We start from the raw sequence: 11123 nt of genomic DNA, 5'->3' as shown, positions 1-11123 counted from the left end.
ATATTGAGCGTGACACCGCTATTTTTTCAGAAATTCCACGGCGGTGTCCGGGAAATCGGTGAATACGCCGGTGGCGCCCGCTTTGTTCAGCAACGCATCGTACATTTGGTTTACATCGCTGAAGAATGGCGGCAACGCGTCTTTGCGCACGGTGTACGGATGCAGTTCCATGCGGTATTTTTTCAGTTCGTTAACCAACGGCGTGTACACGATGTTGCCGGCTTTGGATTGTTTTTCATCCACCAGCATATACCAGCCGGGACCGACGCCGTCGGCATATTTCGCCACTTCCGCCATTGCGCCGTCTTTAAACATCCAGTCATAATCGTAATTCACCCATTTGCCGTCGGCATTTTTTTCTTCCGTTTCATGCCAGTCGGAATAAGCAATGAGCTGTACTAATTTCAAATCCATACCCATTTGCGGTAGCAGTTGGGTTTTTATCCGTTTAAGTTCGTTGAAATCGAAGGTTTGCAGATAAACCGTATCGGATTTTTTGGTGTAACCGTATTTTTTCAACACTTCCAGCGTGGCTTTGGCGATATCTTTGCCCTCTTTGTGGTGTAACCAAGGGGCTTTGATTTCAGGGTAAATACCGATTTTTTTACCGCTGGATTTTTCTAATCCCTGAATGAATTCCAATTCGTCTTCAAAAGTGTGAATGCGGAAATGGGATTTCCATAACGGGAACCGGTTCGGATAAACTTGTACCTGCTTGCCGTTTTCGGTTTTGAAATTTTCCGTCATTTCAAGACTTTGGATTTCTTTCAGGGTGAAGTCGATCACATAATAACGTCCGTCGGCGCGTTTGCGGTTCGGGAATTTTTTCGCCACATCGGTTAAACCGTCGAGGAAGTGATCGTGAATCACAATCAGGCGGTTGTCTTTGGTCATGGCTAAATCCTGTTCCAGATAATCGGCTTTTTGTCCGAACGCCAAGGCTTTGCTTTCCAGCGTGTGTTCCGGCAGATATCCGCTTGCACCGCGGTGGGCGATAACGATTTTATCCTGATTTTTCACGGTTTGTTGAGATGTGGACGATTGGGAAGAACATGCCGTTAACGTCGCCATGGCAACGGCTGCGGCTAACATTTTAAGTTTCATAAAACCTCCTTTAGGTTTTGCAGATAAGTACGTAAAAGTGCGGTCAAAAAATGCAACGTTTTTCAGGCGGATAAGGTTAAATTCCGCCGGATAACAAAAAAGGAAGAACTTGCGCTCTTCCTTTTCGTTTAAAGGCTATTTACCGTAATGCTCGCGTAATTGGGCTTTATGTTTGCCTTCGGCAATCATCACGATAAACATCAGCAGAACGGCCAGTAGACCGCCGACGATCATGACATAGAAACCGCCGTCCCAGCCGAATTTATCGGCGGCCCAGCCGACTACGGCCGAGGCGGAAACCGTGCCGCCCAAATAACCGAATAAACCGGTGAAACCTGCGGCGGTACCCGCGGCTTTTTTCGGCGCGAGTTCAAGGGCGTGTAAGCCGATTAACATAACCGGTCCGTAAATTAAGAAACCAACGGTTGTCATTAAAATAAAGTCGGTTAATTGATACGGATTTTCATAGAACGGACGACCGGCATATTGCGCCAATTCCGCTTCCGGCGTTGCCGGGTTTTTCCACAAGGCGAATACGGCGATGGTGGTTAAAATCATGAATACGAAACCGGTTACGCCGCGTTTGCCTCTGAAAATTTTATCGGAAACCCAACCGCACAATAAGGTGCCCGGAATCGCTGCAAGCTCGTAAATGGTATAGGCCCAGGCGGTTCCTTTAATGTTGAAGTGTTTCACTTCGCCGAGGTAAACCGGTGACCATTTCAACACGCCGTAACGGATTAAATACACAAATACGTTGGCGATGGCGATGTACCACAATAATTTGTTTTTAAGCACATAATTGACGAAGATTTCTTTGGTGCCCAAATCTTTTTCCGCGGTTTTTTCATCGTAATCGTCCGGATAATCGTTACGCCATTTTTCGATCGGCGGTAAACCGCAGGATTGCGGCGTATCTTTCATCATTAAATAGATAGGAACGGCGGCAACCATAGCGGCAATGCCCGGATAATATAACGCCTGTTGCCATACGTCTTTCGCCGTGGCCTGAACACCGTGTTGGCTGAAATAAACGGCGCTGGCCAATAACACCATCATACCCGGCACCATGCCTCCCACATTATGGGCGCAGTTCCAGATTGAAACGATAGTTCCGCGTTCCGATTTAGACCACCAGTGAACCATGGTGCGACCGCACGGCGGCCATCCCATACCCTGGAACCAACCGTTCAGGAAAATTAACGTGAACATAATGGCGATGCCGGAGGTTGCCCAAGGCATCAATCCCATTAATGTCATACACAAACCTGAAAGTAACAAACCGCACGGTAAGAACACTTTCGGATTCGAGCGATCGGACATCCCCGCCATAATGAATTTTGACAAACCGTATGCCAAACCGGCACCGGTACCGATGATTCCCAATTCTGTTTTAGTATACATGCCGGCTTCAATTAAGCCTTTTTGCGCTAAATCGAAGTTTGCGCGAACAAAGTAGAATGCGGCATAACCAAAAAATATTCCCGCGAAAACCTGCCAACGTAAATGTTTGTACGTTGAATCAATCTTATCCGCCAGAAGCTCCGCAATATGCGGTGCCGGTTTAAACGGACCAAACATAATCATTCTCCAAAAAATAAAAAAACAAACCAGTTGTTTGCGCCATAAAGATACTCTAAACGGGTAAAAGAACAAAATCATTTCTTTCGATTTTGTGAGATGGATCACGTAAATGTTGCGTTTTCACTCATTTTTTACGCGAAAAAGAAAAGCGCGGTCAAAAACTATTCAAATTTCTCCCGCACTTTTTCTTATATAGCGTTTGTATTAACGCAAAGACTGGATATAAAAATCATTAATCCCCACCAGAATGTTATTGACCGCCACCGCCGCCAAAATTAATCCCATTACCCGGCTAATAACCGCCGCGCCCGTGCTTCCGATAAGATTTTGAATACGGTTCGCCATTAAAAATAATACATAAGTAATGCCGAGAACCAGCAGCATAATAAGCGTCGTTATAAATTGATCAATAAAACTAAAACGATGGTTATCCGTTAACATCACAATCGCCATCATTGCGCCGGGCGAGGCGATAGACGGCACGGCAAGCGGATAGACGGCCAATTCGGATAAATTGGTATGCATTTTCATTTCATGTTCGGGTTTTCCTTCGCCGAAAATCATGGTGAGCGCAAAAATAAATAAAACCAAGCCGCCTGCAATCTGGAATGCGGAAAGAGGAATTTGCATAAGTTCAAATAATGCCTGCACAACGACTAAGAAAAATAATAAAATACCGCTCGCAATTAAAACGGATTTAAGTGCAACCTGGCGCCGATCCTCAATGGATAATCTTGCCGTTTTAGTCAGATAAACGGGGATGGAACCGATAGGATCAATCACGGCCCATAACACAACAAATTGCACAAGTAATGAATCAAGCATTGTAAAACCTCTAAAAAACAGGGGAATGATTAAAACTATCGATTAATTTAACACAAATTTATGATTTTATTTTCAAATTTATCGCTCAAACGCGGGCAAAATTTATTACTGGAAAACGCTAACGCCACAATCAATCCTAAACAAAAAGTCGGTTTGGTGGGCAAAAACGGTTGCGGCAAATCTTCGCTCTTTTCCTTATTAAAAAAAGAAAATCAACCCGAAGGCGGTGAAATCAGCTATCCGGCTGATTGGGCGGTATCCTGGGTGAATCAGGAAACGCCCGCACTTGAGATTTCCGCATTGGATTATGTGATTGAAGGCGACCGCACTTACACACGGCTACAAAAGGAATTGGTACAGGCGAACGAACGCAATGACGGCAATGCTATCGCTCGTATTCACGGTCGGCTCGACATCATCGACGCCTGGACGATTCAATCCCGCGCCGCCGCGTTATTACAGGGTTTGGGCTTTGGTCAGGAAGAACTGCAGCGTTCGGTGAAATCCTTTTCGGGCGGCTGGCGGATGCGCCTGAATCTGGCGCAGGCGTTGCTCTGTCCGTCGGATTTATTATTGTTGGACGAACCTACCAACCACTTGGATTTGGATGCGGTCATCTGGCTGGAACGCTGGTTGGCTCAATATTCGGGTACATTGGTGTTGATTTCTCACGACCGTGATTTTCTGGATCCGATAGTAAATAAAATCATTCACATGGAAAATCAACAGCTCAATGAATATACCGGCGATTATTCGTCTTTCGAATTGCAACGGGCGACAAAACTGGCGCAACAAACCGCTCTTTACCGCCGGCAACAGGATAAAATCGCCCATTTGCAAAAATATATCGACCGTTTCAAAGCCAAAGCCACCAAGGCGAAACAGGCGCAAAGCCGTGTGAAAGCCCTGGAGCGAATGGAGTTAATTGCGCCGGCCCATGTGGATAATCCTTTTACTTTTTCATTCCGCGAACCTCTTGCGTTACCGAATCCGTTGGTGATGATCGACAAGGCTTCCGCCGGTTACGGCGAGGGCGAAAGTGCGGTAGAAATTCTGCGTAAAATTAAGTTGAATCTGGTGCCGGGTTCGCGCATTGGTTTGCTCGGTAAAAACGGCGCCGGCAAATCCACGCTGATTAAACTTTTGGCGGGCGAGCTGACCGCTCTTTCAGGCACGGTGCAACCGGCGAAAGGCGTACAGCTGGGCTATTTTGCGCAACATCAATTGGATACGTTACGGGCGGAGGAATCCGCGCTTTGGCATTTGCAACAACTGGCGCCGCAGCAAACGGAGCAGGAATTGCGTAACTACCTCGGCAGTTTCGCTTTTCACGGCGATAAAGTTCACGATCCCGTCAAACAATTTTCCGGTGGTGAAAAAGCCCGTTTGGTGCTCGCTTTAATCGTGTGGCGGCGCCCGAATTTGCTGTTACTGGACGAACCCACCAACCATCTGGATTTGGACATGCGGCAAGCTTTAACGGAAGCTTTGGTGGATTACCGCGGCTCGTTGGTGGTGGTGTCGCACGATCGCCATTTATTGCGCAATACGGTGGAGGAATTTTACCTGGTGCACGATAAACAGGTGGAAGCGTTCGACGGCGATTTGGAGGATTACGCCAAATGGCTGAACGACAGCCATGGGCAGGAGAAAAGTGCGGTCAAAAATAGCGAAGTTTTTAAACAATCGGAGAATGAAAATTCGAGCCAGAACCGCAAACAACAAAAACGCCGTGAAGCGGAATTGCGACAGCAAACCGCGCCGATCCGTAAGCAACTTGCGAAGTTTGAAACGGAAATGGACGGGCTGACCCAGCGGCTTGCCGACATCGAAACTCAACTGGCGGACAGCGAGCTTTACCGCGCCGAAAATAAAGAAAAACTGACCGCACTTTTAGCGCAACAGATGCAAACCAAGAAAGCGCTGGATGAGGCGGAAATCAATTGGCTTGCGGCGCAGGAACAATTGGAAAGCGTGCTTTCGGCCGAATAACGGAAGGTTTTTACGAGGAGAAATGTTATGAATCCCTGGATGCTGCTCGCCATTGCCATTGTGATTGAAGTGATCGGTTCCAACTGCATTAAAGCCAGCGACGGCTTCAGCAAACCGCTGCCGGCGGCGGTGGCCGTTGCGGCATTTGCGATTTCGCTGTATTTGCTGTCGGTTATCACGAAAACCCTGCCGCTCGGCATTGTGTATGCGGTTTGGTCCGGCGTGGGCATCATTTTAACTTCCGTTGTGGCGTATTTTGCCTTCGGGCAGAAACCGGACGCCGCCGGATTTGCCGGCATCGGGTTAATCCTTGCCGGCGTATTGGTTCTGAATTTGTTTTCGGCGGGTTCCCGTTAAGGACGTAAAAGTGCGGTCAAATTTTCGCACGTTTTTTAATTGGCGTATTGACGGATCGCGTTCGCAATTTCCTGGTCGTTATACAAAGCCTTGACCACTTCTTTTAAGGTGGCGTCTAAAGATTTCTGAATATCCTGATTATTCACGCCCAACGCGCCTTCGTCTACGCGGCTGGAGCCCATGTTTTTGGTGTAGTTGCCTTTGGCGCCCTGAACATGGATTTCCAATTGGATACGCGAGGTGATTTTGTGGCGAATCGTGCCTTCATCAACTTTTGCATAAAATTCTTTTACCGTAACCAATAGGTTAGTGTTCGCTTGCGTATTGGAAAGCCGGAAACCTTTCGCGTTTAAATCCTGCTGAATGATTTGTTGAAACAGCGCGGTGACATCCGGTGACGAAGACAATTTGTGGAGCTGCCCTTCGTGAGTATAAGCGGAGATTTCCGGTTGACGGCGTTCGTCTTTGGTCACCACCGACACGATGGCTTTTTGATTGCCGGTATTAAACGCCGTTGAGGCGGTCGGCGCGGTCGGGTTAAAGGTTAAGGTATTGCTTGGTGCGGTACAGGCGGCCAAAAATAAAGAACTTATTACAGCGGCAAGGGAAAGGGTTTTCATCATTTTCATTTATTTTTCCTTCTTATGGTTGAAAGCGGTTTATTCTTGCAAACTTCGACAATAATGTATAGCCTTTGTTGCTCGCTTAAAACGAAATAAATGAAATTTGGGAATATTATGTCAAAACAACAAGCCTTAACGGAAAAATTATCGCAGAAATTTCTACCGCACTTTATTCATATCGAAAACGAAAGTCACCGTCATCGCGCGGATCGCGGCGGCGAAAGTCATTTTAAAGTGGTGCTGGTCAGCGAGCAGTTCAATGAATTAAGCCGGGTGGCGCGCCATAAATTGGTATATCAATGTGTGGCGCAAGAGCTTGCCGACGGGCTCCATGCGCTGGCTTTGCATACGTTTACGTTGGCGGAATGGCGGGCGCGCGATCGGCAGATTCCTCAGTCCACGAATTGTTTGGGCGGCGGGCATTAAGAATGTATAAAAAATGTTAAATGTCCATGCGGAATAAGTGGAAAAAATACGGTATTTCAGTTAGAATGCAGTGTTTATTTTTGTCTCGTGCACAGTTTTCTGAGTTTTTACTACTCAAAATTAAGTAGAAAACAGGCAAAATTCCCGAATTTGAGTTTTTATTTTTATGATTCGAGAGAATCATTACTCAATGTGCGGTCATTTTTTTACGCGTTTTGTAAGAATGACTTAATTTTTAAACCTAACGAAAAGTAGTGCAAACATGATTACGATTAAAAAAGGTTTGGATCTTCCTATTGCCGGGAAGCCGGAACAAGTAATCCGTGACGGTAATGCCGTGACTGAAGTTGCTATGCTTGGTGAAGAGTATGTGGGCATGCGTCCTTCTATGAAGGTCCGTGAAGGCGATACGGTGAAAAAAGGGCAGGTTCTTTTTGAAGATAAAAAGAATCCCGGCGTTGTTTTCACCGCACCTGCAAGCGGTACTGTGACCGCAATTAATCGCGGCGCTAAGCGTGTATTACAATCCGTGGTAATTCGTGTCGAAGGTAACGAACAGGTTACTTTTGAAAAATACGATGTCGCCGCATTAAATCAATTAACGGGTGACCAAGTCCGTCAAAACCTGCAGGCTTCTGGCTTGTGGACTGCGTTACGTACCCGTCCGTTCAGTAAAGTGCCTGCCATTGATGCAGTGCCGTCCTCTATCTTTGTTAATGCGATGGACACTAATCCGTTAGCGGCGGATCCGGCGGTTATCATTAACGAACATGCCGAAGATTTTGCTAACGGTTTAACGGTATTAACGCGTTTACACGATAAAGTCAATCTGGTAAAAGCGGCCGGAAGCAATGTTTCCGGTGTCGGCGCCGTTAAAGTTCACGAATTCGGCGGTAAACATCCGGCGGGTTTGGTGGGAACTCATATTCATTTTATTGATCCCGTGAGTCTTACCAAAACGGTATGGCACTTGAATTATCAGGACGTTATTGCGATCGGTAAATTATTCACAAGCGGTGAATTATTTGTGGAACGCGTGGTGTCTTTAGCCGGTCCTCAAGTGAAAAATCCGCGTTTAGTGCGTACTGTGTCGGGAGCGAATCTTGCTCAATTGACCGAAAACGAACTAAGTGCGGGAGAAAATCGCGTTGTTTCCGGTTCCGTGTTGTACGGTGCCAAAGCGGAAGGTCCGCATAATTACCTGGGTCGTTATGCATTACAGGTTTCCGTTCTTGCGGAAGATACCGAGAAAGAGTTTTTAGGCTGGATTTCTCCGCAACCGAATAAGTATTCCATTACGCGTACGGTATTGGGGCATTTCGGTAAAAAATTGTTTAATTTTACGACCGCGGAAAACGGTGGTCACCGTGCGATGGTACCGATCGGTTCTTATGAACGCGTGATGCCGTTGGATATTCTGCCGACATTATTACTACGTGATTTGGAAGTCGGCGATACGGATTCGGCACAATCCTTAGGTTGCTTAGAGCTGGATGAAGAAGATTTGGCCCTTTGTACTTTCGTGGATCCTGGTAAAGCCGATTACGGTTCATTCTTGCGTCAGGCATTAGACAAGATTGAGAAGGAAGGTTAAAAATGGGGTTGAAAAATCTTTTTGAAAAAATGGAACCCGCTTTTTTACCCGGTGGCAAATATGCAAAATTGTATCCGTTGTTTGAATCGGTTTACACATTGCTTTATACGCCGGGTACGGCAACGCAGAAAACCACACATGTGCGTGATGCGATTGACTCAAAACGTATGATGATCATCGTTTGGTTGGCATTATTTCCGGCGTTGTTTTACGGCTTGTATAACGTGGGTGCTCAATCGATGGCGGCGGTTGCCAGTTTAGGTAATTTAGCCGATGTCGTGGCGAACGACTGGCATTATTCTTTAGCGCAGGCGTTAGGTGCTGACCTTGAGAATGGCGGTTGGGGCAGCAAAATGCTGTTAGGCGCCACATTCTTCTTACCTATTTACATCGTAGCATTCGTTGTGGGGATGTTCTGGGAATTGTTATTTGCGATTGTTCGCGGCCATGAAGTGAACGAAGGTTTCTTCGTAACCACGATTCTGTTCGCATTAATCGTTCCTCCGACATTGCCGTTATGGCAAGCCGCACTGGGTATTTCATTCGGTTTGGTGATGGCAAAAGAAGTGTTTGGCGGAGTGGGCAAAAACTTCATGAACCCGGCGCTTGCAGGACGTGCATTCTTGTTCTTTGCTTATCCCGGCCAAATTTCCGGTGATTTAGTTTGGACCGCAGCGGACGGCTTTTCCGGTGCGACGGCACTTTCACAATGGTCTCAGGGCGGTGAAGCGGCGTTAAAACATGTGGCTACAGGTCAACCGATTACTTGGATGGATGCGTTTTTAGGCAACATTCCGGGGTCAATTGGCGAAGTTTCTACGTTAGCCCTCATTGTCGGCGCGGCAATTATCGTTTTCGCGCGTATTGCGTCCTGGCGAATTATTGCCGGTGTGTTTGTCGGCATGGTGATCACTTCAACCCTGTTTAACCTGATTGGTTCCGAAACAAATCCGATGTTTTCTATGCCGTGGCACTGGCATCTTGTATTAGGCGGTTTTGCGTTAGGGATGTTCTTTATGGCGACGGATCCTGTTTCTGCGTCATTCACGAACACCGGTAAATGGTGGTACGGCGCACTTATCGGTACGATGGCGGTGATTATCCGCGTTGTTAATCCGGCATATCCGGAAGGTATGATGTTAGCAATTTTATTTGCCAACTTATTCGCACCAATTTTCGACTATGTCGTCGTTCAAGCAAATATCAAACGTCGGAGAGCTCGCAATGTCTAAGTTTAATAAAGATAGCGTTGGCGGAACATTAACCGTCGTTGTTCTGTTAAGTTTAGTTTGTTCTCTTATCGTAGCCGGTGCTGCGGTGTTGTTAAAACCGGCACAAGAGATTCAAAAGCAACTTGATAAACAAAAAAACATTCTGCAGGCAGCAGGGTTATTGCAAAAAAATACGAACGTTCAGGAAACTTACGCGAAATTCATTGAACCGAAAATCGTTGATTTGGCAACCGGCGATTATGTTGACGGCATGAAGAACTTTGATGCGAAAGCATCGGCGAAAAATCCCGCAACGAGTGTCGCGATTGCCGCCGAAGATGATAAAGCGGGCATAAAAGTGCGGTCAAAATTTGCAGAGGTTTATCTCGTAAGAGATGAGGCGGGCAAAGTGACTCAGGTTGTATTGCCGATGTACGGTAACGGTTTGTGGTCGATTATGTACGGCTTAGTCGCAGTTCAGACTGACGCGAACACGATTAACGGTATTACTTACTATGAGCAAGGTGAAACCGCCGGTTTGGGCGGCGAAATCGCCAATCCTAACTGGCAAAAATACTTTGTCGGCAAAAAATTGTTTAATGACACGAATGAAGTGGCATTACGCGTAGGCAAAAATGCTTCGTCGGATAAAGAACACGGGGTGGACGCATTATCTGGTGCGACTTTAACCTCAAACGGTGTCGACGGTTCATTTAAATATTGGTTCGGTCCAAACGGTTTCGGTCCATATTTAGCGAAATTCAAAGCGGAGGGGGCTAACTAATGGCTGGCAGCAATCTTAAAAAATTATTGTTATCGCCAATTGCCGATAACAACCCGATTGCATTACAAATTCTCGGAATTTGTTCCGCATTAGCGGTAACGACTCAGTTACAGACTGCGGTAGTAATGGCGATAGCGGTGAGTTTGGTTACGGCGTTTTCAAGTTTCTTTATTTCTTGTATTCGCAATTATATTCCAAACAGTATTCGTATTATCGTACAAATGGCAATCATCGCCTCATTGGTAATTTTGGTTGACCAAATTTTACGTGCCTACGCTTATGATTTATCCAAACAACTTTCCGTGTTCGTAGGCCTTATCATTACTAACTGTATTGTAATGGGGCGAGCGGAAGCTTTTGCGATGAAATCCGGTCCTATCGAAAGTTTTGTGGACGGTATCGGTAACGGGCTGGGTTACGGTGTGATACTGGTTATCGTTGCATTCCTGCGGGAACTGATCGGCTCCGGCAAGCTTTTCGGCGTAACGGTTTTCCAAACGATTCAGGATGGCGGCTGGTATCAGGCGAACGGTTTATTCCTATTGGCACCAAGTGCGTTCTTCATCATCGGCTTTGTTATCTGGGGATTAAGAACCTGGAAACCGGCACAACAGGAGAAATAA

At 46.4% G+C, this 11123-nt stretch carries 11 protein-coding genes; 7 read left to right on the top strand and 4 right to left on the bottom strand.

Features of this window, described 5'->3' with window-relative positions; all coding sequences use genetic code 11:
* Window positions 1-18 precede the first annotated feature (18 nt).
* The 3 genes from glpQ to P7M01_RS08880 form a co-directional block, all read right to left on the bottom strand.
* Entirely contained in the window at window positions 19-1104 is a 1086-nt protein-coding gene (gene glpQ / locus P7M01_RS08890; RefSeq protein WP_202936174.1) for a glycerophosphodiester phosphodiesterase, read from the bottom strand.
* 135 nt (window positions 1105-1239) lie between these two features.
* The gene (gene glpT / locus P7M01_RS08885) at window positions 1240-2685 is read right to left on the bottom strand and encodes a glycerol-3-phosphate transporter (RefSeq protein ID WP_317483094.1); all 1446 of its coding nucleotides are present in this window, start codon (window positions 2683-2685) and stop codon (window positions 1240-1242) included.
* 207 nt (window positions 2686-2892) lie between these two features.
* On the bottom strand, window positions 2893-3513 hold the full coding sequence (locus P7M01_RS08880; RefSeq protein ID WP_317475657.1) for a MarC family protein: 621 nt from the start codon (window positions 3511-3513) through the stop codon (window positions 2893-2895).
* A gap of 60 nt (window positions 3514-3573) precedes the next feature.
* Between P7M01_RS08880 and P7M01_RS08875 the strand changes: the two genes are divergently transcribed.
* Both P7M01_RS08875 and P7M01_RS08870 read left to right on the top strand, forming a co-directional pair.
* The gene (locus tag P7M01_RS08875) at window positions 3574-5505 is read left to right on the top strand and encodes an ABC transporter ATP-binding protein (RefSeq protein ID WP_317475656.1); all 1932 of its coding nucleotides are present in this window, start codon (window positions 3574-3576) and stop codon (window positions 5503-5505) included.
* Window positions 5506-5532: 27 nt separating this feature from the next.
* Window positions 5533-5862 (top strand): DMT family transporter, encoded by a 330-nt coding sequence (locus tag P7M01_RS08870; RefSeq protein ID WP_202936170.1) that lies wholly within the window; start codon window positions 5533-5535, stop codon window positions 5860-5862.
* A gap of 35 nt (window positions 5863-5897) precedes the next feature.
* Here P7M01_RS08870 and P7M01_RS08865 read toward each other — a convergent pair whose 3' ends face one another.
* Entirely contained in the window at window positions 5898-6491 is a 594-nt protein-coding gene (locus tag P7M01_RS08865; protein WP_317475654.1) for a YajG family lipoprotein, read from the bottom strand.
* A gap of 108 nt (window positions 6492-6599) precedes the next feature.
* Between P7M01_RS08865 and P7M01_RS08860 the strand changes: the two genes are divergently transcribed.
* From P7M01_RS08860 to P7M01_RS08840, 5 genes are all read left to right on the top strand, one after another.
* The gene (locus P7M01_RS08860) at window positions 6600-6911 is read left to right on the top strand and encodes a BolA family protein (RefSeq protein ID WP_317483093.1); all 312 of its coding nucleotides are present in this window, start codon (window positions 6600-6602) and stop codon (window positions 6909-6911) included.
* Window positions 6912-7173: 262 nt separating this feature from the next.
* Entirely contained in the window at window positions 7174-8505 is a 1332-nt protein-coding gene (locus tag P7M01_RS08855; RefSeq protein WP_202936167.1) for a Na(+)-translocating NADH-quinone reductase subunit A, read from the top strand.
* Window positions 8506-8507: 2 nt separating this feature from the next.
* Complete coding sequence (locus P7M01_RS08850) at window positions 8508-9737, top strand: NADH:ubiquinone reductase (Na(+)-transporting) subunit B (protein ID WP_202936166.1); 1230 nt, start codon at window positions 8508-8510, stop codon at window positions 9735-9737.
* Window positions 9730-10500, top strand: a complete 771-nt coding sequence (locus P7M01_RS08845; RefSeq protein ID WP_202936165.1) for a Na(+)-translocating NADH-quinone reductase subunit C — start codon at window positions 9730-9732, stop codon at window positions 10498-10500. The genes P7M01_RS08850 and P7M01_RS08845 overlap by 8 nt, the downstream gene beginning before the upstream one ends.
* A complete protein-coding gene (locus P7M01_RS08840) occupies window positions 10500-11123 on the top strand; it encodes an NADH:ubiquinone reductase (Na(+)-transporting) subunit D (RefSeq protein WP_202936164.1) in 624 nt (207 codons plus the stop codon). Before P7M01_RS08845 ends, P7M01_RS08840 begins: the two co-directional genes overlap by 1 nt.

The organism is Exercitatus varius, from assembly GCF_029577735.1.
GTDB classification, from domain to species: Bacteria; Pseudomonadota; Gammaproteobacteria; order Enterobacterales; family Pasteurellaceae; genus Exercitatus; species Exercitatus varius.
This window is presented reverse-complemented; position numbering and strand designations above follow the sequence as displayed.

Excerpts from the sequence above, each read along its gene's own strand:
- glpQ (WP_202936174.1), bottom strand. The coding sequence starts at position 1,104 with ATGAAACTTAAAATGTTAGCCGCAGCCGTTGCCATGGCGACGTTAACG.
- glpT (WP_317483094.1), bottom strand. The coding sequence starts at position 2,685 with ATGTTTGGTCCGTTTAAACCGGCACCGCATATTGCGGAGCTTCTGGCG.
- P7M01_RS08880 (WP_317475657.1), bottom strand. The coding sequence starts at position 3,513 with ATGCTTGATTCATTACTTGTGCAATTTGTTGTGTTATGGGCCGTGATT.
- P7M01_RS08875 (WP_317475656.1), top strand. The coding sequence starts at position 3,574 with ATGATTTTATTTTCAAATTTATCGCTCAAACGCGGGCAAAATTTATTA.
- P7M01_RS08870 (WP_202936170.1), top strand. The coding sequence starts at position 5,533 with ATGAATCCCTGGATGCTGCTCGCCATTGCCATTGTGATTGAAGTGATC.
- P7M01_RS08865 (WP_317475654.1), bottom strand. The coding sequence starts at position 6,491 with ATGAAAATGATGAAAACCCTTTCCCTTGCCGCTGTAATAAGTTCTTTA.
- P7M01_RS08860 (WP_317483093.1), top strand. The coding sequence starts at position 6,600 with ATGTCAAAACAACAAGCCTTAACGGAAAAATTATCGCAGAAATTTCTA.
- P7M01_RS08855 (WP_202936167.1), top strand. The coding sequence starts at position 7,174 with ATGATTACGATTAAAAAAGGTTTGGATCTTCCTATTGCCGGGAAGCCG.
- P7M01_RS08850 (WP_202936166.1), top strand. The coding sequence starts at position 8,508 with ATGGGGTTGAAAAATCTTTTTGAAAAAATGGAACCCGCTTTTTTACCC.
- P7M01_RS08845 (WP_202936165.1), top strand. The coding sequence starts at position 9,730 with ATGTCTAAGTTTAATAAAGATAGCGTTGGCGGAACATTAACCGTCGTT.
- P7M01_RS08840 (WP_202936164.1), top strand. The coding sequence starts at position 10,500 with ATGGCTGGCAGCAATCTTAAAAAATTATTGTTATCGCCAATTGCCGAT.